Source organism: Phaeobacter piscinae (assembly GCF_002407245.1).
In the GTDB taxonomy this organism is placed as follows: domain Bacteria; phylum Pseudomonadota; class Alphaproteobacteria; order Rhodobacterales; family Rhodobacteraceae; genus Phaeobacter; species Phaeobacter piscinae.
The window spans coordinates 2,101,418-2,123,098 of record NZ_CP010681.1 but is presented as its reverse complement, the minus strand read 5'-3'; the positions used below and the strand labels follow the sequence as shown (position 1 = coordinate 2,123,098).

General features: G+C 61.9%; 19 protein-coding genes. 13 read left to right on the top strand and 6 right to left on the bottom strand.

The window, feature by feature from the left end; all coding sequences use genetic code 11:
* The first annotated feature begins 6 nt into the window (after window positions 1-6).
* Together mgtE and phaeop14_RS09925 are read left to right on the top strand one after the other, a co-directional pair.
* The gene (gene mgtE, locus phaeop14_RS09930) at window positions 7-1,395 is read left to right on the top strand and encodes a magnesium transporter (protein ID WP_096789428.1); all 1,389 of its coding nucleotides are present in this window, start codon (window positions 7-9) and stop codon (window positions 1,393-1,395) included.
* Between the two features lie 63 nt (window positions 1,396-1,458).
* Window positions 1,459-2,016, top strand: coding sequence for a 5-formyltetrahydrofolate cyclo-ligase (locus phaeop14_RS09925; protein ID WP_096789427.1), 558 nt, complete (start codon window positions 1,459-1,461; stop codon window positions 2,014-2,016).
* Between the two features lie 6 nt (window positions 2,017-2,022).
* Here the strand turns inward: phaeop14_RS09925 and phaeop14_RS09920 are convergent, their stop codons facing one another.
* Entirely contained in the window at window positions 2,023-2,910 is an 888-nt protein-coding gene (locus phaeop14_RS09920) for a LysR family transcriptional regulator (protein WP_096789426.1), read from the bottom strand.
* 112 nt (window positions 2,911-3,022) lie between these two features.
* Here phaeop14_RS09920 and phaeop14_RS09915 point away from each other — a divergent pair, with 112 nt between their 5' ends.
* The 3 genes from phaeop14_RS09915 to phaeop14_RS09905 all read left to right on the top strand — a co-directional run bounded on the left by phaeop14_RS09915 (window position 3,023) and on the right by phaeop14_RS09905 (window position 6,492).
* A complete protein-coding gene (locus tag phaeop14_RS09915) occupies window positions 3,023-3,520 on the top strand; it encodes a lactoylglutathione lyase family protein (RefSeq protein ID WP_096789425.1) in 498 nt (165 codons plus the stop codon).
* Between the two features lie 103 nt (window positions 3,521-3,623).
* The gene (locus tag phaeop14_RS09910; protein ID WP_096790276.1) at window positions 3,624-4,436 is read left to right on the top strand and encodes a TIGR00282 family metallophosphoesterase; all 813 of its coding nucleotides are present in this window, start codon (window positions 3,624-3,626) and stop codon (window positions 4,434-4,436) included.
* Window positions 4,437-4,713: 277 nt separating this feature from the next.
* On the top strand, window positions 4,714-6,492 hold the full coding sequence (locus phaeop14_RS09905; RefSeq protein ID WP_167385677.1) for an SLC13 family permease: 1,779 nt from the start codon (window positions 4,714-4,716) through the stop codon (window positions 6,490-6,492).
* Window positions 6,493-6,533: 41 nt separating this feature from the next.
* Here phaeop14_RS09905 and phaeop14_RS09900 read toward each other — a convergent pair whose 3' ends face one another.
* Both phaeop14_RS09900 and phaeop14_RS09895 read right to left on the bottom strand, forming a co-directional pair.
* Entirely contained in the window at window positions 6,534-8,204 is a 1,671-nt protein-coding gene (locus phaeop14_RS09900) for an FAD-binding dehydrogenase (RefSeq protein WP_096789423.1), read from the bottom strand.
* A gap of 112 nt (window positions 8,205-8,316) precedes the next feature.
* Window positions 8,317-10,092, bottom strand: a complete 1,776-nt coding sequence (locus tag phaeop14_RS09895; RefSeq protein ID WP_040180042.1) for an SLC13 family permease — start codon at window positions 10,090-10,092, stop codon at window positions 8,317-8,319.
* 190 nt (window positions 10,093-10,282) lie between these two features.
* On the opposite strand from phaeop14_RS09895, the gene phaeop14_RS09890 reads away from it, so the two are divergent.
* Entirely contained in the window at window positions 10,283-11,023 is a 741-nt protein-coding gene (locus phaeop14_RS09890) for a YebC/PmpR family DNA-binding transcriptional regulator (RefSeq protein ID WP_024096685.1), read from the top strand.
* A gap of 99 nt (window positions 11,024-11,122) precedes the next feature.
* Complete coding sequence (locus phaeop14_RS09885) at window positions 11,123-11,593, top strand: GNAT family N-acetyltransferase (protein WP_096789422.1); 471 nt, start codon at window positions 11,123-11,125, stop codon at window positions 11,591-11,593.
* Between the two features lie 10 nt (window positions 11,594-11,603).
* On the opposite strand, the gene phaeop14_RS09880 is transcribed toward phaeop14_RS09885, so the two are convergent.
* Window positions 11,604-12,380 carry a COG3904 family protein gene (locus phaeop14_RS09880; RefSeq protein WP_244905748.1) on the bottom strand — a complete coding sequence of 259 codons (777 nt, stop codon included), beginning with the start codon at window positions 12,378-12,380 and terminating at the stop codon, window positions 11,604-11,606.
* 161 nt (window positions 12,381-12,541) lie between these two features.
* Entirely contained in the window at window positions 12,542-13,426 is an 885-nt protein-coding gene (locus phaeop14_RS09875) for a LysR family transcriptional regulator ArgP (protein ID WP_096789420.1), read from the bottom strand.
* 114 nt (window positions 13,427-13,540) lie between these two features.
* Between phaeop14_RS09875 and phaeop14_RS09870 the strand changes: the two genes are divergently transcribed.
* The 3 genes from phaeop14_RS09870 (at window position 13,541) to phaeop14_RS09860 (ending at window position 16,383) form a co-directional block, all read left to right on the top strand.
* Window positions 13,541-14,146: a LysE/ArgO family amino acid transporter gene (locus phaeop14_RS09870; RefSeq protein ID WP_040180037.1), complete on the top strand. Its 606-nt coding sequence runs from the start codon at window positions 13,541-13,543 to the stop codon at window positions 14,144-14,146.
* Window positions 14,147-14,358: 212 nt separating this feature from the next.
* Window positions 14,359-15,219: a DMT family transporter gene (locus phaeop14_RS09865; protein ID WP_040180036.1), complete on the top strand. Its 861-nt coding sequence runs from the start codon at window positions 14,359-14,361 to the stop codon at window positions 15,217-15,219.
* Between the two features lie 66 nt (window positions 15,220-15,285).
* On the top strand, window positions 15,286-16,383 hold the full coding sequence (locus tag phaeop14_RS09860) for a DUF1036 domain-containing protein (protein ID WP_040180035.1): 1,098 nt from the start codon (window positions 15,286-15,288) through the stop codon (window positions 16,381-16,383).
* A gap of 32 nt (window positions 16,384-16,415) precedes the next feature.
* Here the strand turns inward: phaeop14_RS09860 and betI are convergent, their stop codons facing one another.
* Window positions 16,416-16,991, bottom strand: coding sequence for a choline-binding transcriptional repressor BetI (betI, locus tag phaeop14_RS09855; protein WP_040170425.1), 576 nt, complete (start codon window positions 16,989-16,991; stop codon window positions 16,416-16,418).
* 160 nt (window positions 16,992-17,151) lie between these two features.
* Here betI and phaeop14_RS09850 point away from each other — a divergent pair, with 160 nt between their 5' ends.
* From phaeop14_RS09850 to betB, 3 genes are all read left to right on the top strand, one after another.
* On the top strand, window positions 17,152-18,360 hold the full coding sequence (locus phaeop14_RS09850) for a BCCT family transporter (RefSeq protein ID WP_096789419.1): 1,209 nt from the start codon (window positions 17,152-17,154) through the stop codon (window positions 18,358-18,360).
* 182 nt (window positions 18,361-18,542) lie between these two features.
* Window positions 18,543-20,051, top strand: a complete 1,509-nt coding sequence (gene betC, locus phaeop14_RS09845) for a choline-sulfatase (RefSeq protein WP_040180033.1) — start codon at window positions 18,543-18,545, stop codon at window positions 20,049-20,051.
* Window positions 20,052-20,115: 64 nt separating this feature from the next.
* Complete coding sequence (betB, locus tag phaeop14_RS09840; RefSeq protein ID WP_096789418.1) at window positions 20,116-21,573, top strand: betaine-aldehyde dehydrogenase; 1,458 nt, start codon at window positions 20,116-20,118, stop codon at window positions 21,571-21,573.
* Window positions 21,574-21,681 lie beyond the last annotated feature (108 nt).

Sequence of the window (21,681 nt, the reverse complement as noted above, 5' to 3'; positions counted from 1 at the left end):
CCTCAGATGATTGCAGACGACCACCAAGAGCCAGTCGATCCCGCGTCCGAGGATGCCTATGAGCTGGATCGCAAACTGGTCGGCCAGATTCTTGAGGCAGTGGAGGCCGCGGATCAGGCGCAGCTGACCGCGCTGATGGAGCCGCTGCACGCAGCGGATATTGCCGACCTTCTGGAACAGATCAGCGCCTTTGACCGGGGTCAGCTGATCCGGCTGTACGACCGCGAATTCGACGGTGAGATCCTGTCGGAACTGGATGAGAGCATCCGCGAAGAGGTGATCTCACAGCTTGCCCCGCAGGTTTTGGCTGAGGCGGTGCGTGATCTTGAAAGCGATGACGTTGTTGACCTGCTGGAGGATCTGGAAGAGCCGCAGCAGGAGGCCATTCTCAACACGCTGGAAGATGCGGACCGGGTGGCGGTTGAACAATCGCTGAGCTATCCTGAGAACTCCGCCGGCCGACTGATGCAGCGCGAGGTGGTGATGGCACCCGACCACTGGACGGTCGGGCAGGCAATTGATTTCATGCGGGAATCCGATCATCTCCCGGATCAGTTCTACCATGTCGTTCTGGTCGATCCTCGGCTACACCCCGTCGGCAATGTCACGCTTGGCCGCATCATGTCCTCCAAACGGGAGGTGCCGCTGGGTGACATCGTCGAGGAGACCTTTCAGATCATCCCTGCCGATCAGGACGAGGAAGATGTGGCCTATGCCTTCAACCAGTACCACCTGATCTCAGCCCCCGTGGTCGATGATGAGGGACGGCTAGTGGGCGTCATCACCATGGATGATGCCATGGTGGTGCTGGACGAAGAGCACGAAGAAGACATCCTGCGCCTCGCGGGGGTCGGCGAGGGCAGCCTTGCTGACCGGGTGATGGCCACGACGAAGCAGCGTTTTCCCTGGCTGGCGGTGAACCTTGCCACCGCAATTCTGGCCTCGCTGGTGATTGCCCAGTTTGAGGCGACGATTGCCGAATTTGTGGCGCTGGCGGTGCTGATGCCGATCGTGGCCTCCATGGGTGGCAATGCCGGCACGCAATCGCTAACGGTGGCAGTGCGCGCGCTGGCGACCCGCGACCTCACCGGATCCAACGTCTGGCGGGTGATCCGGCGGGAGGTTCTGGTGGGGCTGGTCAACGGCCTTGCCTTTGCCCTGATCATGGGCGTGGTGGGGATCTTGTGGTTCGGCTCACCCGTGCTGGGCGTTGTGATTGCCGTCGCTATGGTGATCAATCTGGTCGTCGCGGGGCTGGCGGGAACCGTGGTGCCGATTATTCTGGAGAAAATCGGCGTCGATCCGGCGCTGGCCTCCGGTGCCTTTGTGACAACGGTCACGGATATTGTCGGATTTTTTGCTTTTCTTGGGCTGGCCGGGGCGATGCTGCTCTGACCTGCGCCGTTTTTGCTGCTCGCCGGTGCGGGCGGTGTCTTTCGTTCTGACAGGATCGCACTCATGGATGACCTCACCCGGATCAAGGCTGACGCCCGCAAAGCTGCCTTCCAGCGCCGCAAGGCCGCATATGATATGAACAAGCCAGGGGTCGCGGGCCATCTGTCCGAGGTGCTGGCCGGATATCGCGGTGTGCCGCTCTCAGGTTACATGCCGATCCGCACGGAGATTGACCCGCGCCCTGCCATGGCTGAGGCGGCGGCCCATGGTCCGGTTGGGGTGCCAGTGATCCAGGCCAAGGAGACACCGCTGAAATTCAGTCGCTGGCAACCGGACGGCGCGCTGCGCGACGGTCCCTTTGGCGCCAGAGTGCCCGAGGTGGATGATTATTTTGAACCCGAGATCCTGATTGTGCCGCTGGTCGCCTTTGATGCGCGGGGCGGGCGGCTTGGCTATGGGGGCGGCTTTTACGACCGCACCTTGGAACTGCTGCGGGCGCGGCGCGCGACGCTGGCGATCGGCTTTGCCTTTGATGCGCAGGAAGACGACGATCTGCCGCTGGAACCCACCGACCAGCCGCTGGACATGATCGTCACCGAAAGCCGCATCCTGCAGATCTAGGCCGCACTACTGGTCAAGCCGGCCACTCACCGTGCGGATCGCTTCGGCAAAGGCGGCGAGCCGGGCAGGGGGCGGATCGCGGCGCTGGCTGATCAGCCACAGCTCGTCCTCCTGCGGATGCGCGAGCGCTGCAATGCGGAACGCGCGCTGCGCCGATTGCGCCAGAACCGCCGTTTGCGGCAGGATGGTATAGCCGGTGCCCGCCGCCACCGGGTCGAGGATCTGGCCGATCTGGTTCAAAAACGCCCGCTGCCGCAGCCCTGCTGCCCCGCGGTAGCCGCTGTAATTGGCCCCCAGGAGCCTGTCGGCCAGTGCCGCACCATCCGGGTGGCCGATCATCCCCAAAGCTTGTAAATCGTCGAAGTCCGGCACAGCCGGGCTGTCTGGCGGCAGGATCAAATTCAACCGGTCACGGCCCAAAGGCTCGGCCGTCAGCCGCGGCGCCTCCAGCTTGCGGTGCAGGATGCCAAAGTCCAGCTCCCCCGCCAGCAGCTGCGCCTCGATCGCGGCTTGCGGAGCGGCCTGCAAGGACAGCATCAATCCCGGCGCCCCCGCCAGATGCGCCGCCACAGCGTCGTACAGCAGCACCGCAAAGCCGCCGGGGCAGGCAATGCGCACCTGGCCGCTGGCGGGATCGTCCTGGCCCAGCTCCTGGCGCAGGGCTTCCTCCTCGGCCAGGCGGCGGCGGCCGAGGGCAGCGACCGCGGCACCTGCATCAGTCAGGCTGAACCCCTTGCCGTGACGGTCCAGCAGCGGCTTGCCGACCTGCGCTTCCAGCTTCTTCACATGCTGGCTCACCCCCGGCTGGGTCATATTCAGCCGGGCGGCGGTGCGGGTGAAGCTCTCCAGCCCGCTGAGCACGGTAAAGGTTTCCAGCCAGGAGGAATTCAGCACGGCATATCCATTTGGTTATACTTGACATAAGAAATCATAATTTTGCTTTCTAGGCCGTCAACCCTATCTCCCGGTCACTGCCAACAAAGACTGCACGTGAAGGAGAAACATGATGCTTCCCGCCCCGAAAAGCTTTTCCCACATCGGCCTGTCGGTTCCGGACCTTGATGCCGCGGTGAAATTCTACGCCGAAGTCATGGGCTTCTACACCATCATGGAGCCCACCGACGTGCCCGAGGATGACAGCGACATCGGCCGCATGTGCACCGACGTCTTCGGCCCCGGCTGGAAGCATCTGCGCATCGCCCATATGTCCACCGCCGACCGTGTCGGCATCGAAATCTTCGAGTTTGACGGCAATTACGCACCGGAAGAGAACCTCGACCACCGACGCCACGGCGTGTTCCACTTCTGCATCCAGGACCCGGATGTCGAAGGCCTGGCCAAGAAGATCGTCGAGGCCGGCGGCAAGCAGCGGATGCCGGTGCGCGAATACTACCCTGACGAAAAGCCCTACCGCATGGTCTATGTCGAAGACCCCTTCGGCATCGTCTTCGAGATCTACTCGCACGGTTACGAGCTGACCTATTCGGCCGGCGCCTACAGCTGAGCCCCTGAGGCTGCCTGCTTATAACTGATCTCGGCGCCACAAAGCGGCGATTTCAACACGCGGGGCCTTGCTCTTTGGCCCCGCGTTGCTTACCAGCCGCGGCATGCGTATTCTTTTCCTAGGCGATGTGATGGGCCGCGCCGGGCGCCGTGCCGTCACTGAAAACCTGCCGCGGCTGCGGCAGGAATGGCGGCTCGATTTTGTTGTGGTCAACGGCGAGAACGCCTCCAACGGCATGGGGCTGAGCGGCGAACACGCCAAGCTTCTGCTGGATGCGGGTGTCGACTGCCTGACCCTGGGCGATCATGCCTTTGACCAGAAGGACATGCTGCAATTCATCGAAAAGGAGCCGCGCGTCATCCGGCCCCTGAACTTTGCCAAAAACGCACCGGGGCGCGGCTACCGGTTGTTCAACGCCCCCGGCGGGCGCAAGGTGCTGGTGGTTCAGGCGCTGGGGCAGGTGTTCATGAAACGCGCCTATGATGATCCCTTTGGTGCGGTGGAGGCGGTGCTGAAATCGCATCCACGTGGCGGTCTGGCGCAGGCGGTGATCGTGGACATGCACTGCGAAGCCACGTCTGAGAAGATGGCCATGGGGCATTTCTGTAACGGCCGCGCCTCGCTGGTGGTGGGCACCCATACCCATGTGCCAACGGCCGATGCCCAGATCCTGTCTGGCGGGACCGGGTATCTGACAGATGCCGGCATGTGCGGCGACTATAATTCCGTGATCGGGATGGAGAAATCCGAACCGATGCGCCGTTTCCTGACCGGCATGCCCAAAAACCGCTTCACCCCCGCCGAAGGGCCAGCAACGCTCTCCGGCGTTTTTGTGGACACCGATGATCGCACCGGTGCGGCGAAATCGATCCGCATGATCCGGGTGGGTGGCTTGTTGGAAGAGGCCGCGCCCTGACGCTGGCTTTGGCTCGGGAGGCTCGCAACGTGCCTGGCTCCGCAAAAATACACGCAGGCAGGGGGATACTTGCCTGCCTATATGCGCAAAACCCAAACCCTGTTCGCAAACAGCCGGTAAATCAGGACCATGCCAACCGGTTGCACCGCGAAACACTTGCCTCGGGTGGCGGGATCAGGTTCACTCGCTTGGGCCGTGCGCTGTCTGATGCGGTTCCAGCCGGTCTTGCAGGTCACCGATGACTGATCTTTCAACCTCATGGATGTCGTTACCCTTGATGCAGTTTCTACCCCTTGGCGAGACCGGCGGCGCGGTTCTGACACTGCTGATCGTGGCGGCGATGTTTGCAGCCTTCCTGCGGGAAACCTTCCCGACTGAAGTGGTGGCGCTGGCAGGTGTCTCAACAATGCTGGCAACGGGCGTGCTGCCGTATCAAGCGGCGCTACCGGTGTTGTCAAATCCGGCGCCCTGGACCATTGCGGCCATGTTCATCATCATGGGGGCCCTGGTGCGCACCGGGGCGCTGGATGCCTTTACCGCGCAGGCGCGCAAGCAGGCGGAGGTCAGCCCGAAGCTGGCCATCGCGCTCTTGATGGTCTTTGTCGTTGCCGCCTCTGCCGTTGTGTCGAACACGCCGGTGGTTGTGGTGATGATCCCTGTGTTCATCCAGATCGCCCGCACGATGAAGGTTTCGGCCTCCAAGATGCTGATCCCGCTGAGTTATGCAGCCATCTTGGGCGGCACGCTGACGCTGATCGGCACCTCTACGAACCTGCTGGTTGACGGGGTTGCGCGGGCGCAGGGGCTGGCGCCTTTCACTATTTTCGAGGTCACGCCGCTGGGCATCATTCTGGTGATCTGGGGCATGATCTACCTGCGCTTCGTCGCACCGCGCCTGTTGCCGGACCGCAGCAGCATGGCCAGCTTGCTCAGCGACCGCTCGCGGATGAAATTCTTCACCGAGGCGGTGATCCCCCCGGACAGCAATCTGATCGGGCGCGAGGTCACCGGCGTGCAATTGTTCAAACGCCCCGGCGTGCGGCTGATCGATGTCATTCGCGGCGATATCTCGCTGCGCAACGCGCTCAAAGGCGTCGAGCTGCAGGTCGGTGACCGGGTGGTCCTGCGCACCCAGATGACCGAACTCCTCAGCCTGCAACGCAACAAGGAGCTGAAGCGCGTCGATCAGGTCTCCACCGTTGAAACCGAAACCGTTGAGGTGCTGATCACCCCCGGCTGCCGCATGGTCGGCCGCTCGCTCGGCGCGATGCGCCTGCGTCGTCGCTACGGGGTTTATACGCTGGCGGTGCATCGTCGGAACCAGAACATCGGCGTCCAGCTGGAGGATCTGGTGGTGCGGGTGGGCGATACCCTGCTCCTGGAGGGCAACACCGAAGATATTCAGCGCCTTGCGGCAGATATGGATATGGCGGCGGTGTCGCAGCCCTCTGTGCGCGCCTACCGCCGTCGCCACGCGCCCATTGCCATTGTCGCGTTGATCGGCATCGTGCTTCTTGCGGCTCTGGGTGTGGCTCCGATCCTGATGCTGTCGGTCCTGGCCGTCTCACTGGTGCTGATCACCCGCTGCATTGATGCGGATGAGGCGTTTTCTTTTGTCGACGGTCGCCTGCTCACGCTGATCTTTGCCATGCTGGCCATCGGCGCCGCACTTGAAAGCTCTGGCGCTGTGCGGCTCATTGTGGACGCCATTGCGCCGTCACTCTCTGTTCTGCCGCCGTTTCTTCTGGTCTGGGCGGTCTATCTGCTGACCTCGATCCTGACAGAGCTGGTCTCCAACAATGCCGTGGCTGTGGTGGTGACCCCGATCGCGGTTGGGCTGGCGCAGGCCATGGGCATTGATCCACGCCCCCTTGTGGTGGCGGTGATGGTGGCGGCCTCAGCCTCCTTTGCGACACCGATTGGCTATCAGACCAACATGCTGGTCTACGGTCCGGGCGGATATAAATTCACCGACTTCCTGCGCGTGGGCATTCCGCTGAACTTTAGCGTTGGCCTCTTGGCATCCATCCTGATCCCGGTCTTCTGGCCACTTTAACAGCGGTCAGTAAGGTTCTGTTAACCATGATTTATGTCAGTTCAGGCAATCGCACGTGATCGCCCGGCTTGGCGACCGGTAAACAGACATCCACCAAGGAAACTGCCCTCCAGCGCGTTGTAGCCGTGATAGCCGCCACCGCCAAAACCGGCGACCTCTCCGGCAGCAAACAACCCCGGCACCGTGGCGCCATCCGCGCCAATCAGCTGCCCGTCGAGATTGGTCTGCAGGCCGCCCAGAGACTTGCGCGTCAGGATGTTCAGCCGCACTGCAATCAGCGGCCCATTGGCGCGGTCCAGCAGGCGGTGCGGCTTGGCGGTGCGGATCAGACGATCGCCCCGGTAGTTGCGCGCGGCATTGATCGCAATCAGCTGCGCATCCTTGGCAAAGGGATTGTCGGCTTGCGCATCCCGCGCTTCGATCTGGCGGCGCAAATGGCTTTCCTCCAGCGGCAGCTCCCCCAGTTCATTCATGCCCTTGACCAGATCACTCAGCGTGTCGGCGACGACGAAATCCGCACCATGTTTCTTGAACGCCTCCACCGGGCCAGGGGCCTTGCCCCGCGACAACAGCCGCGCGCGCAGCACCTCGCCCCATTTGCCGGAGGTCAGATCCGGGTTCTGCTCCGACCCCGACAGGGCAAATTCCTTTTGGATGATCTTCTGGCTCAGGATGAACCAACTGTAATCCTGCCCGGTCTTCAGGATTTCGCGCAGGGTGCCCAGCGTGTCAAATCCCGGGAGGTAAGGCGCGGGTAGTCGGTCGCCTCTGGCGTCAAACCACATCGAAGAAGGCCCCGGCAGAATGCGAATGCCGTGGTTGGGCCAGATTGGATCCCAGTTGCGCAGCCCCTCGGTGTAGTGCCACATCCGGTCGGCATTGATAACATGGCCGCCAGCGGCCTCCGCGATGGGGATCATGCGGCCATCCACGTGAAAGGGCACACCCGACACCATGCGGCGCGGCGCCGGGCCGAGCCGCTCCACCGGCCAGTTCTTGCGCACCGCATCCAGATTGCCACCAATCCCGCCAGAGGCGACCAGCACCGACGGCGCATAGACCTCAAACTCGCCGATTTCCTGCCGATTGGTGCGTGCGCCCTGCGGGGCGTCATCTGCGGCCAGAACCTCGCCGGAGACACCTTTGACGATGCCGCCCTGGGTGATGATATGGCTGACCTGATGGCGAAACCGCGGCTGGATCAGACCAGCCTTAATATGGGCCTCTACCCGCGCGGCAAAGGGGGCGACCACCCCTGGTCCGGTGCCCCAGGTGAGGTGAAAGCGCGGCACTGAATTGCCGTGGCCTTCGCCATCGCCGCCGCCGCGTTCGGCCCAGCCTACCACCGGAAACCAGCGCATCCCCAACCCATGCAGCCAGGCCCGCATATCGCCACTGGCAAACTCCAGATAGGCCCGCGCCCAGCGTTGCGGCCAGTGATCCTCGGGTCGGTCAAACTGGGCGCTGCCGAACCAGTCGCGCCGCGCCAGATCGGGGCAGTCGCGAATGCCCATGCGGCGCTGTTCCGGTGTGTCGATCATGAACAACCCACCGAGGCTCCAATGGGCCTGACCACCCAGGAAATGCGCAGGCTCCTGATCCAGCAGGATCACCCGCTTTCCCCGGTCGCCCAGTTCGGCTGCCGCCACCAGTCCGGCCAGCCCGGCGCCGATAATGATCACATCTGCGCTGTTGTCCGTCACCTGTCCCATGGCGTGCCTCCGCTGTTGGTCCCCGTGGTGGGATCAGCCTAAGCGTGCAGAGGGCACAGGCGCAAACCCTGCGCGCCCTGCCGTTGGGTCATATCCGCGTTGATCCGCCTGTTCAAAGCGGCCAGAACAGCAAGATCGACGGGATAGAAACGGCGATGATCAACACCTCAAGCGGCAGGCCAATGCGCCAGTAATCACCAAACTGATAGCCGCCGGGCCCCAGCACCAGTGTGTTGTTCTTATGCCCGATAGGGGTGAGGAAGGCTGCAGAGGCCGCGACCGCCACTGCCATCAGGAACGGATCAGGTGACACCCCAAGGCCATTGGCCATCTGGATGCCGACAGGGGCTGCAACAATGGCTGTGGCGGTGTTGTTCAGCACATCCGACAGCGTCATGGTGACCACCATCAATACTGTCAGAATGGCCCAGGCGGGCATCCCATTGGTCAGTGTGAGCAGGCTTTCAGCAATCAGAGCCGTCCCACCGGCGCTGTCTAAGGCTGCTCCCAATGGGATCATGGATCCCAGCAGCACAACCACCGGCCATTCAATGTGGTCATATAATTCCGCCAGCGGCAGGATCTTGGTCAACACATAGGCCACCACCACCAGCCCCAGCGCAATCGGCAGATAGATAATCCCCAGCGAGGCCGCGAGCACCGCCCCCGCAAAGAGACCAATCGCCAGCCAGGTCTTGTCATTGGCGGTTACCGACAGGCCACGCTCGGCCAGCGGCAGGCAGCCCAGCCACTCGGTGACATCGGCGCCGCGATCGCGCGGGCAGAGCAGCAGCAGGATATCCCCGGCCTCAATCTGTTCCTGTCGGATATGCCGGGTCAGGCGGCGACCCTGCCGCGCCAGCCCCATCAGAACTGTGTTCTGTCGCCAGGCCAGCCCCAGCGCCTGCGCGCTACGCCCCTTGATGCGGGCGGTTTCCGGCACCACCACCTCAACCAGCTCCAGCCCATCGCCTGCGGCCGCCAGTTTCTCCTGGCGCGCGGCATCGGCAAAGTCGAGGGAGGCGGCGCTGCGAAACTCATCCAGCGCTTCCGGCGTGGCCTCCAGCACCAGAGCGTCACCGGCCCGTAACAGCTGACCTGCCGCCCGCCCATAAAGCCGCTTCCCGTCGCGGATCAGCCCCAGAATGGCGACATCGGCTTTCTCCGCTTCCTTGTCGAATTCTCCCAGCCGCTGGCCGATCATTTCGGAGCCTTCGGGCACTGTCAGCTCGGCAATATACTGGGACAGCTGTGCCTCTGACGCGCCCGCCGCATTCTGGCGAAGCGGGATCAGGCGCCAGCCGATCAGCGCGACAAACAGCAACCCCGCCAGCGCCGCAATCCCGCCCACCGGGGCAAAGTCGAACATCCGGAACGGTTCTCCGAGGGTCTCCTCGCGGATTGAGGCAATGATGATATTGGGGGGCGTCCCGATCAGCGTCGCCATACCGCCTAAGATGGTGGCAAAGGACAGCGGCATCAGGCTCATCCCCGGTGTGCGTCCGGCCTTGCGCGCGGTCTGAATATCGACCGGCATCAGCAGCGCCAACGCAGCGACATTGTTCATGAAAGCCGACAGAACCGCGCCGATCCCGCCCATCAGCGTGATATGTGCGCCCAGATTGCGGCTGCTGTCCACCAGCGTGCGGGTGATCAGAAACACCGCCCCCGACCGCACCAGCCCGGCCGAGACCACCAGCACCAATGCCACCACCAATGTGGCCGGGTGGCCAAACCCTGCAAAGGCCTCGCTGGCGGGCACCACGCCCAGAACCACCGCCACCATTAGCGCCGAAAACGCCACGATATCATAGCGATACTTTCCCCAAAGCAGCAGGCCAAAGACAGCGGCAAAGAGGGCGAATAGAACGGTCTGGTCAAATGTCATGGCGCCACTCTAGCCGCTGAGACGGGCGGGGCAACCGCCGGATTTTAACACTGGGTCCCAGCCTGCAAGCGGCGCGGGCCTGTGCTTGGGGCGCGCTGCTAAGGGCAGGGTGCATATGGGGCGCTTGAAAGCCCCCACATGTCGGGGCTATATGGGCGCCAGATCGAAATTGAAGCAGCAAGGATGCACCATGGCAGGCCATTCCAAATGGGCGAATATCCAGCACCGCAAGGGCCGTCAGGACGCCGCGCGGTCGAAATTGTTCTCGAAACTCTCCAAGGAAATCACCGTCGCCGCCAAAATGGGCGACCCCGATCCTGAGAAAAACCCGCGTCTGCGTCTGGCGGTGAAGGAAGCCAAGAGCCAATCCGTCCCCAAGGATGTGATTGACCGCGCGATCAAGAAATCCACTGCCGGTGAAGGCGATGATTACGAAGAAATCCGCTATGAGGGCTATGGCCCGAATGGCGTGGCCGTCATCGTCGAAGCCATGACCGACAACCGCAACCGCACCGCTTCCACCGTGCGCTCCACCTTCTCCAAGAACGGCGGCAACCTCGGCGAGACCGGCTCCGTCGGCTTTATGTTCGACCGCAAGGGCGAGGTGACTTACCCGGCAACGGTCGGCGATGCGGACACTGTTATGATGGCTGCGATTGAAGCGGGCGCCGAAGATGTCGACAGTTCCGAAGATGGCCACATCATCTACTGCGCCGATACCGACCTCAACGAGGTGTCCAACGCGCTGGAAGGTGAACTGGGCGAGTCCGACTCAACCAAGCTGGTGTGGAAGCCCACCACCACCACCGAGCTGGATCTCGAAGGCATGCAGAAGCTGATGAAGCTGGTGGATGCACTGGAAGACGATGATGACGTGCAGCGGGTCACCACCAACTTCGAAGCCTCGGATGAGGTGATGGAGCAGCTGTAAACCGCGGCTGCGACAACGAGAAAGCCTGAGGCCCGCCGGACTGGCGGGTCTTTTCGTCTGCGCTGTCCCTTTGGGTCAAAGCCACATAAGGATAAAACGATGAAAATCAGAGGTTTCCGCTCCGAAGATGCCGCAGCGCTGGCGCAGATTTTTCACGCTGCCGTGCATGGCGTGAGCGCACGGGACTACAGCCCGGAGCAATGCGCCGCCTGGAGCCCGGAACCGGCCCCGGCGGAGGTGTGGCAGGGCCGCTCAGATGACGGGCGCTTTGTCTTTGTCGCGGTGAATGCCGCCGATCAGCCGCAGGGCTTTATCGAGCTGGAGCGGGATGGCCATATCGATTGTTTCTACTGTCACCCAGATGTGGCGGGCACCGGCGTCGGCCTTGCACTTTATCAGCAGTTGGAGGCGCAGGCGCGGGATCTGGGGCTTAGCAGCCTATATGTTGAGGCAAGCGAGGCCGCGAAGCGGTTTTTCATCCGGCAGGGTTTTACTGACGAGGGGCGCCGCGAGATTGAACGCCGGGGCGTCGGGCTTCACAACTACCGCATGACCAAGGCCCTGAGTTGATCTGAGACGATCAGGGCTGCGTCAGCACGCCTTCCCGTCGCAGCTCATCCGCGCCGGGCATCCACAGGTCATTGCTCGCGGTGGCAAACAGCCGGTCGGCAAACCCTGCGCTGATGCCCTGTTCGATCAGGAACGCCCGGTCGCGGGCCTGTTCGCGGCCCAGATCCACCTGTGGCAACCCACCGGGGAAATTCAGCGCATAGGCGTGAAACCCCAAGACGCCCTGATCGGCCAGCCTGCGCTGTTGCCCCGCCGCGAAGATCAGCGTGCAGGCAGAGGCGCAGGTGCCCTCCGCCACCGTGTCCAGCGCCCTGTCCCGGATCAGCCGGGCCACACCGCGTGCCTCATAGATCAGCCCGCCCGGACCGCTCAGGGCGACCTCACGCAGGGCCGGGGCCTCTGCCATCATCGCCGCCACGCGGCGGGTCAGCCCATGCGGGATTTCCCCGACAAAGACCAGCCGCCGCCCATCCGGGGTGATCGACAAGTCATAAAGCGCCTCACGCGCCAGCCGTTCCTGCTCGGCATAATCCGGCTCATCCGGGGTCGTCGCGATCAGCACCGCGTCCCACCACAGGGTTACGGTGGCAAAGCCGGCAAAGAGAATGGCCAGATATCCCCCCCAGACCGGCGCCAGATGTCCGGTGTCGCGGATATGGGCATCGGCGCTGCGCAGGAAGCACCGCGCCTGCCACAACAGCAGCAGCGCGTCGATCAGAACCAGCGCATAGAGCAACCGTATCGGCAGCACCACGACCGTATTCAACAGTGCCCATGTCAGCAGCACCACGATCCTTGGCAGAACCAGCTGCCATAGAAAGCTTCGCCCCAGTGTCAGAATGCGCAGCCGTTTTGGCGAGGTGCGGGCGGGGTCGGTTCTCAGGCTGGATAACCTGCCGTTCGTTTTGCTGGTGTCGTGATCCTCTGGCACTGCCGTGCCCCCGGTGGTTAGATCGGCGTCAGATGCCGACGCGCTGATATGAGCACGGCACGGGTCACATCGGCAAGGGCCGGGGCCAGTACCCGGCTCACCTGCCAGGTCAATGGCACATCCAGCGGGGTGTCCGGGATAAGCGGGCAGAGCTGCTCTGCCGTCAGATAAGGGGCTGCCAGCTGTTCGGGGTTCATCCCCCAGCCCACGCCTGCCAATGCGGCATCGACAAAGGCCTGACTGGACGGCAGGAAATGGGCGGGCGGTGCGATCCCGCTGCCCACATGTGCGCTGAGCCAGCGCCCCTGCAGCTGATCCTTGGCATTAAATATGAGACAGGGCGCGCGCGTTGCGGCCTCTTGTGTCACGCCCTTGGCAAACCAGCGCTCCCGAAACCCTGGTGACGCCGTCGCAATATAGCGCAGCGCCCCTAATGGGTGGGCATCGCAGCCAGTCACCGGCTTGGCATGGGCGGTCACCGCCGCCGAAACCTCGCCCCGGCGCAGCCAGTCGGCGCTGTGATCCTGATCGTCGATCACCAGATCAAACAGCAGCCCGTCGCAGGCGGCCATCACCGGAACAAACCAGGTCGCCAGACTGTCCGCATTGATCGCCACCCGCAGGCGCGATGCACCGGGCGCGCGCTCCAGCCGCAGATCCTCTGACACAGCCGCTTCCAGCAAGGCCACATCCTCGGCGTGTTTGGCAATGCGAAGCCCAGCCTCGGTGCCAAGGCACGGGCTGCCACGCTGCACCAAGCTGCTGCCGATCCGATCCTCCAGCGCCTTGATCCGCTGCGAGATCGCTGAGGGCGTGACCAGCAGCGCCTGCGCCGCCGCCTCAAAGGAGCCAAGCCGCAGGACCGCCGAGAGCGCGGCAAGGTGATTGGGATCGAATCTCATTAGCTCTGCTTAATTGAGGTTATTCGGATTAATTTGCGTACAGCATTAAGGCGGCGTAGTCAAAGTCGCAGATGCGGAGATCGGTCCGCGCAAACACCACCAAAGGATACCCCCATGCCCCCCAGCCTGATCGCCGGTTTCTTTCTTGGCCTCAGCCTCATTATGGCCATTGGTGCGCAAAACGCCTTTGTGCTGCGGCAGGGGCTGCGGCGACAGCATGTGTTCTGGATCTGCTTTACGTGTGCCAGCTCCGATGCGCTGTTGATCACTGCCGGTGTTCTGGGGTTTGGCTCTCTCGCATTGGCGGTGCCGTGGTTTGAGATGGCGATGCGCCTGGGCGGGGCGGCGTTTCTGCTGTGGTATGGCGCGCGCAGCCTGATGGCGGCCTGGCGTGGCGGGGCGCATCTGGACAGTGCCGACCGGCAGGGAGCGCCGGTCACACTCTGGCCGATGCTGGCAACGGTTCTGGCGCTGACCTGGCTCAACCCGCATGTCTATCTGGATACCGTGGTGTTGCTCGGCTCAATCTCGGCGCAATATCCGCAGCCGCTGGTGTTCGGCTTGGGGGCAGCGGTCGCGAGCTTCGTGTTCTTCTTCACGCTGGGCTATGGCGCCAGCTTTCTGGCGCCCGTCTTTGCCCGACCCCGGGCATGGCAGGTGCTGGATGTGCTGGTGGGTCTGACCATGTGGGCCATCGCGCTCAAACTGCTGCTGATGTAGGGGCTGTCTCCTCACTCCTGCCGTCACGAGGATCTGCGCGTTATCCGGCCAAATCCGCACTCATCGCCCCAGCATGAAGATATTTCATATGTGAAGGGTTGTTCTGCAGCGACCCCGGTGGTCTCATGCCCGCCATGACCTCAACACCCCAAGACACCCCATCGCCCGCATCACGCTTTGCCGCCAACCAACCCTTGAGAGGTGTGTTCTGGATGCTGATGACGGGCTTCTGCTTTGTTGCGGTGACGGCACTGGTCAAATACCTCGGCGACCGTGTCCCGCCAGCGGAATCTGCGTTCTTGCGGTATCTGCTGGGGCTGGTGTTCCTGTTGCCGATGATTGGCGCGCTACGCCGCAGCCAATTGACACCACGCCTCTGGGGGTTGTTTGCCACACGGGGGTTTGTCCATACGCTGGGGGTGATCCTGTGGTTTTTTGCTATGACCCAGATCCCCTTGGCAGAGGTCACGGCGATGAACTACCTCTCGCCGATCTATGTCTCCATCGGGGCGGCGCTGTTTCTGGGGGAACGTATGGCGCTGCGCCGGGTCGGGGCCATACTGGTGGCGCTGCTCGGAGCGCTGATCATCCTGCGGCCCGGATTTCGCGAGGTGGAGGCAGGCCATATTGCCATGCTGTTCACCGCACTGGCCTTCGGCGCGTCTTATCTTCTGGCCAAGACCACCGTGGACGGCACCAGCCCGGTGGTGGTCGTGGCGATGCTGTCGATCTGGGTGACGGTGTTTCTTGCGCCCTTCGCCGCCGTGGTCTGGGTGACACCCACGCTGTGGGAACTGGCGATCCTGTTTGCGGTCGCCTGCTTTGCCACCGCTGGACATTATACAATGACACTGGCCTTCGCCTCGGCACCGGTGACGGTCACTCAGCCAGTAACGTTTTTGCAATTGCTTTGGGCCACACTGCTCGGGGCGCTGGTCTTCGGTGAGGCGGTTGATATCTGGGTGGTCGCCGGCGGCTGCCTGATCCTGGCGGCTGTCAGCTTCATCACCTGGCGGGAGGCGGTGCTGAAGCGGCGAGCACTCACACCGGCCAGTCTCGCTACAAAAGTCTGATTTTGCAAAACCGTCACATAGCACTGTTAGGGACCTCGAACGGATTCGGAAACAAAGGTGAAACACATGCGCGCCCGACTGATCTTGGTGTTTCTGCTGGCACCACTGGGGCTGGCACTCGCCGCCCAGCGTGGTTCGGCAGAGCCGGGCCATCCGGGATACGCAGGGCTGGAGATTTGCAACGACACTGCTGTACCCCAGACGCTCAGCCTCGCCTACCGAGATGATGGACGTTGGATTTCCAACGGCTGGTGGTCACTCTCGCCGGAAACCTGTGAACGCGTGCTTGATGCCCCACTAAAGAACCGATTTTATTATTTCCACAGTGAAGCGCAGAACTGGCAGTTTCTGGATGAGCGTATTTCATTCTGCACAGCCCCCGGTAATTTCACCATATACGGCGATCGGGATTGCGCTATCCGTGGCTACAACAGCGCATTTTTTGCGAAAATCGATACTCAGCTGCCTGCTGCACTCTCTGGCAGCGATCAGGCCGCCTCGGCCTATGTGGCGCGACTGAGCAGCCATTCCCGCCCGGCGCCTGTAGGCGCTGACGCAGTCAGAAGGCTGATGCCGGAGGAGGTCGCAGCCGCGGATACTGCGTTTGAGCAGGATGTAACCTTTCAGGGCTGCGAGGTGCGCAGCGGCGACGGGCGGGTGATCTGCAAATTGGTCATGGGGGCAGGGCAGCTCTGCGTGACCAACGATGGGATGACAGATCCGGCGATCATCGATCGGCTGCAGGCCTTGGCCCCCGGCACACCGGTGCGGGTGTCGGGAGAGAGCCTGACATCCGGCGATCGCGTGACCTTTGCCAGTTTAAATTCCCTGACAGAGCGCGCAGAGACCCGGCATGATCTGATGTTGGATGATCTGGCTGGCCGATGGGTGTCGCAGGCGGATGCCTATGATCTGTTCATCATTGAAGGGGCCTCGCGGCATAATTTCTACGGGTCGGTTGAGACCATGACTGAGCTGTTGTCGGTTCAGACCGCCTGCGATGATGCCTCAGGCACAGGACCCTATATGGTGGCTCAGGCTGAGGACGGCGGCCCCACCCATTGCTACCGGATCATCTCCCTGACGGAGGGCGAACTGGTGCTGTCCTACATGCCGCGCGGAACTGAGCTGCGCTATCACCGCCAGGATCAGCCCCTGAACTGACCGGCGGAACCCCCGGTGCGGCGGTGGCGTGGTCAGTTCAACGCCAGATCCACCACCCGGTGGGCAGCGCGGCGGGCCTGGGCCGAATCCAGCGGTGTTTCAGACTGTGCAGCCTGGAGCCAGACCCCGTCCATATAGCATTGCAGGGCGTGACGCGCTGTCTCCACCCGATCCTGCGGCAGCAAGCCATTCAACTCCGCCAGGAAATGGCTGCGCACCCGGCTGCGATTGATTCTGTGCAGCCGCGACAGGCGCGGCGAATAGGGCGCGCTGGCCCAGAACTGCATCCAGAGACTGCACTGCGCGACGCTGAATAAGTCATCGTCAAAATTGGCATCCATCACCGCATAAAGACGTTCCTTCGGGCAATTTGCAGTGGCATAACCCCGGATCATTGCCTCGCGCAGCTTGTTCAGCAGATGGCGCATCGTGGCTTCCATCAGCCCTTCCTTGGAACCGAAGTAATAGTTGATCGAGGCCGCGGAGGCCCCAGCCTCCTTCGCGATTTCTGCCATGGTAACAACACCATACCCACGTCGGTGAACGGCGACGATCGTGGCTTCGATCAGCTCTTCATTGCGGATGTCGCGAATTCTTTTTCTTCCCATTCCTCAGTCTTGCGTCAGGTCGCTCTGTGTTTCAACTCCTGTTATGCGGATTCCGGATCTTGAACGGTCATTTAAAAATAGGTTTAGAGATGACCTTTTTTCTGCTATGCCTGCCGCACACGTCAAAAGGGCGATCAACGCCCATCCAAGGGAGGGACGTATGACAACAATCATCTCAGCCGGGATCTTGCTGGCCTTTGCGCTGGTGATTTTCTGCGTGATCAAGTGGTGGAACATGCGCATTGTCGGGGTCACCCCGGTGCCATTGTTCACCTTTATCGCAATCCTGTTCACCTCGGGTCTGGATGTGGGGCTGATCATGTTCCCGCTGGCCTTTGACTACCCGCTATATGCGGATACCGCGGCAGAGCCTGCCTATGCGTTCACCAATCCGTTGGCGCTTGAATTCGGCTTCTGGGGCTTTCTGATCTGGGCCTTCTACTTCCTGACCTCATTCTACTTCTGCGCCATCGAACCGCGGGTGAAGTTCTTTGAGATCGGCATCGTGAAGCTGCTGAACAATCTGGTGATCATCACCACCTGTGCCTTCACCGGCGCGCTGTTCCTGATCTACATGCCTTATTACATCGCCGAAGTCGGCGACGGCGAGACGGTCATTCCGGCCTTCTATGTGATCTGCTTCCTGGTGATCCTGGCGGCGGCCTATTCCTCCACCGATATCAAATATGTGCGCATCCTGTCGGTCACCTCGACCTTCCTGTTCTTCGCGCTGATCCTCGGCATGTGGGCCTATGCAGGCATGGGGCTGGGTGAGTTTGCCACCACCGCTGGCAATATCGGCGGCTACTTCGCCAACATCCACAAATTCGTCCTGCCGCTGACCGACTATCATGAGTTCTACCTGTTCTGGTGGTTTGCCTGGTCGATCATGATTGGTCAGTTCACCTCGCGCTTCGTTGGCGGCCTGACCACATGGCAGCTGCTGGCGGCCCTGCTGGTGTTCCCGTCGATCCCGCTCGCGGTGTGGTTCTCGGTGCTTTACTTCTATCACCTCAACACCATCCCGACCGCAGGTCTGATCAACTGGTCCATGACGGTCGTTGGCATCCTCTTCGTGATCAACTCGTTTGACTCGCTGATCCGGCTTTACACCGACAACATGAACCTCAGCGCCGAACGCCTTGGCAAACTGCCCTATGTGCTTGGCAATGCGGTGGCGCTGTTTGCCCTGACCCTGGCCTTCCAGAGCCAGTGGCTGCAGATCCAGTGGGTCGGCACCGTGGTGATTGGCATCTACATCGCCTGCCTGATCTACATCTTCGCAAAGAAGCGCAGCGAAGTTGCGGAGATCACGACCTCGCCCGAGGAAAACACCCTCGACTTTGAGCGTATCAAAACAGCCCACTAAGTAAGACTGGGCGCCCCGGCCCGCCAGTTGGCAGGGCCGGGGCCTTTCGCGGCAACGCCGCATAAAACATCTGACAGGATCGGGTCTTCGTGCCGCGCGCCCCTGGCCCGCAAAACACCACCTGTTGCGAGCTACCACCGGGCCCAAGGCCGCTGTGCACAGATAGAGGAGACGTTGGAAAGATGACCGCCCCGAACATTCTGATCGTGATGGTTGACCAGTTGAACGGGACGCTGTTTCCCGATGGTCCCGCCGATTTCCTCCATGCGCCCAATCTCAAGAAACTGGCAGCCCGCTCCACCCGGTTCAAAAATGCCTATACCGCCTCGCCGCTCTGCGCGCCGGGCCGTGCCTCTTTCATGTCCGGTCAGCTGCCGTCGCGCACCGGCGTCTACGACAACGCGGCTGAATTCCGCTCGGATATTCCCACTTATGCGCATCACCTGCGGCGCGCGGGCTACTACACCTGCCTGTCGGGCAAGATGCATTTCGTCGGCCCCGACCAGATGCACGGGTTTGAGGACCGCCTGACCACCGATATCTACCCGGCCGATTTCGGCTGGACGCCGGATTATCGCAAACCGGGTGAGCGGATCGACTGGTGGTATCACAACATGGGATCCGTCACCGGCGCAGGGGTGGCAGAGATTTCCAACCAGATGGAATATGACGATGAGGTCGCCTATCACGCCAAGGCCAAGCTTTATGATCTGGCGCGCGGCAAGGATGACCGCCCTTGGGCGCTGACCGTCAGCTTCACCCATCCGCATGACCCCTATGTGGCGCGCAAAAAATACTGGGATCTCTACGAGGATTGCGAGCATCTGCTGCCACAGGTCCCGGCGATGGACTACGCCGATCACGACAACCACTCCAAACGGATCTTTGACGCCAATGACTGGCGCAGCTTTGATATCTCGCAAGAGGACATCAAACGCTCCCGCCGCGCCTATTTCGCCAATATCTCCTACCTTGATGACAAGATTGGCGAGATCCTTGAGGTGCTGGAAACCACCCGGCAGGAGGCGATCATCCTGTTTGTCTCTGACCACGGCGATATGCTGGGCGAGCGGGGGCTTTGGTTCAAGATGAGCTTCTTTGAAGGCTCTTCCCGCGTGCCGCTGATGATCTCGGCACCTAACCTGCCTGCCGGGCTGATCGAGACGCCGGTGTCCACATTGGACGTGACCCCAACGCTGGGCGCGCTGGCCGGTGTGGATATGGCGGAAATCGAACCCTGGACCGATGGGCAGAACCTGCTGCCGCTGGCAATGGGCACGGAGCGCAGCGAACCGGTCGCCATCGAATACGCAGCGGAGGCCTCTTATGCGCCGCTGGTGTCGCTGCGCTACGGCAAATGGAAATACAACCGCTGCGCGCTGGACCCCGATCAGCTGTTCGATCTGGAGGCAGATCCGCAGGAACTCAACAACCTTGCAGGTGACCCGACCCACGCTGGCACCTTGCAGACCTTACGTGCCAAATCAGAAGCGCGTTGGGATCTGGAGCGCTTTGACGCCGAGGTGCGCGCCAGCCAAGCCCGCCGCTGGGTTGTCTACGAGGCGCTGCGCCAGGGTGGCTATTACCCTTGGGACTACCAGCCGCTGCAAAAAGCATCCGAGCGCTACATGCGCAACCATATGGATCTGAACGACGTTGAGGACGGCAACCGCTTTCCTCGCGGCGAATAAGACCCGCAGACACTCCTTAGCCAGATCTTCTGGCCCTAAATATCCCCGCCGGAGGCATAAAATCATGACACACCCCGCACAACCCAAAGCCAGCCACTTTATCAACGGCGAATACGTCGAGGACACCGCCGGCACGCCGATCCCGGTGATCTACGCCGCCACAGGCGAGCAGATCGCCACCGTCCATGCCGCAACTCCGGCGATCGTCGAACAGGCGCTCTCCACCGCCAAAGCAGCCCAGAAAGAATGGGCCAAAATGACCGGCACCGAACGCGGCCGCATTCTGCGCCGCGCTGCCGATATCATGCGCGAGCGCAACCGCGATCTCAGCGTGCTGGAAACCTATGATACCGGCAAACCGCTGCAGGAAACGCTGGTCGCCGACGCCACCTCCGGTGCCGATGCGCTGGAGTACTTCGGCGGTCTGGCGGCCTCGCTGACCGGTGAGCATATCCCGCTGGGCGAGGACTGGGTCTATACCAAGCGCGAGGCACTGGGCCTGTGTGTGGGCATCGGTGCCTGGAACTACCCGACGCAAATTGCCTGCTGGAAAGGCGCGCCTGCCTTGGCCTGCGGTAATTCCATGGTGTTTAAGCCGTCCGAGACCACACCCTTATGTGCCTTGAAAGTCGCCGAGATCCTGATTGAGGCTGGTGCCCCTGCGGGTGTCTTCAACGTCGTCCAGGGCATGGGCGAAGTGGGCGGCGCGCTGGTCACTGATCCGCGCGTCGACAAGGTCTCGCTGACCGGCTCGGTGCCGACCGGCAAGAAAGTCTATGCCGCCGCCGCCGCAGGTATGAAGCACGTCACCATGGAACTGGGCGGCAAGTCGCCGCTGATCATTTTTGATGACGCTGACATTGACAACGCTGTGGGCGGTGCCATCAACGGCAACTTCTACTCCTCCGGCCAGGTCTGTTCAAACGGCACCCGCGTGTTTGTGCAAAAAGGCATCAAGGAAAAATTCCTCGCCCGTCTGGCCGAGCGCACCGGCAACGCCATCCTCGGCGACCCGATGGATGAGGCCACCAGCTTTGGCCCGATGGTCACCGAGAACCAGATGAACATCGTGCTGGGTTATATCGAGAAGGGCAAGGAAGAGGGCGCCCGCGTGATCTGCGGCGGCGCGCGCGCGGATATGGACGGTTATTACATCCAGCCCACCGTCTTTGCTGATGTGACCGACGAGATGACGATTGCGCGCGAAGAAATCTTTGGTCCGGTCATGTCCGTCCTCGATTTTGAGACCGAGGAAGAGGTCGTGGCCCGCGCCAATGACACCGAATTCGGTCTGTCGGCTGGTGTGTTCACCAAGGATTTCACCCGCGCCCACCGCGTGATTGGCAACCTTGAGGCGGGCAGCTGCTTCATCAACTCCTACAATGACGCGCCGGTAGAGGCGCCGTTTGGTGGGGTGAAAGCTTCTGGCGTCGGCCGCGAGAACTCGAAAGAGGCGATCAAGCACTTCAGCCAGGTGAAATCCGTCTACGTCCGCATGGGCGACGTCGAAGCGGCGTTCTGATTGCCCTTTTGGGCCACGCCCACCCACCCGCCCCGTTGCCCAAAAGGGCAAAAGGGAAGGGGTTGCTGAGAGGTCGCTGAGGGCGCTTTGCGTCCTCAGCAGACCAGA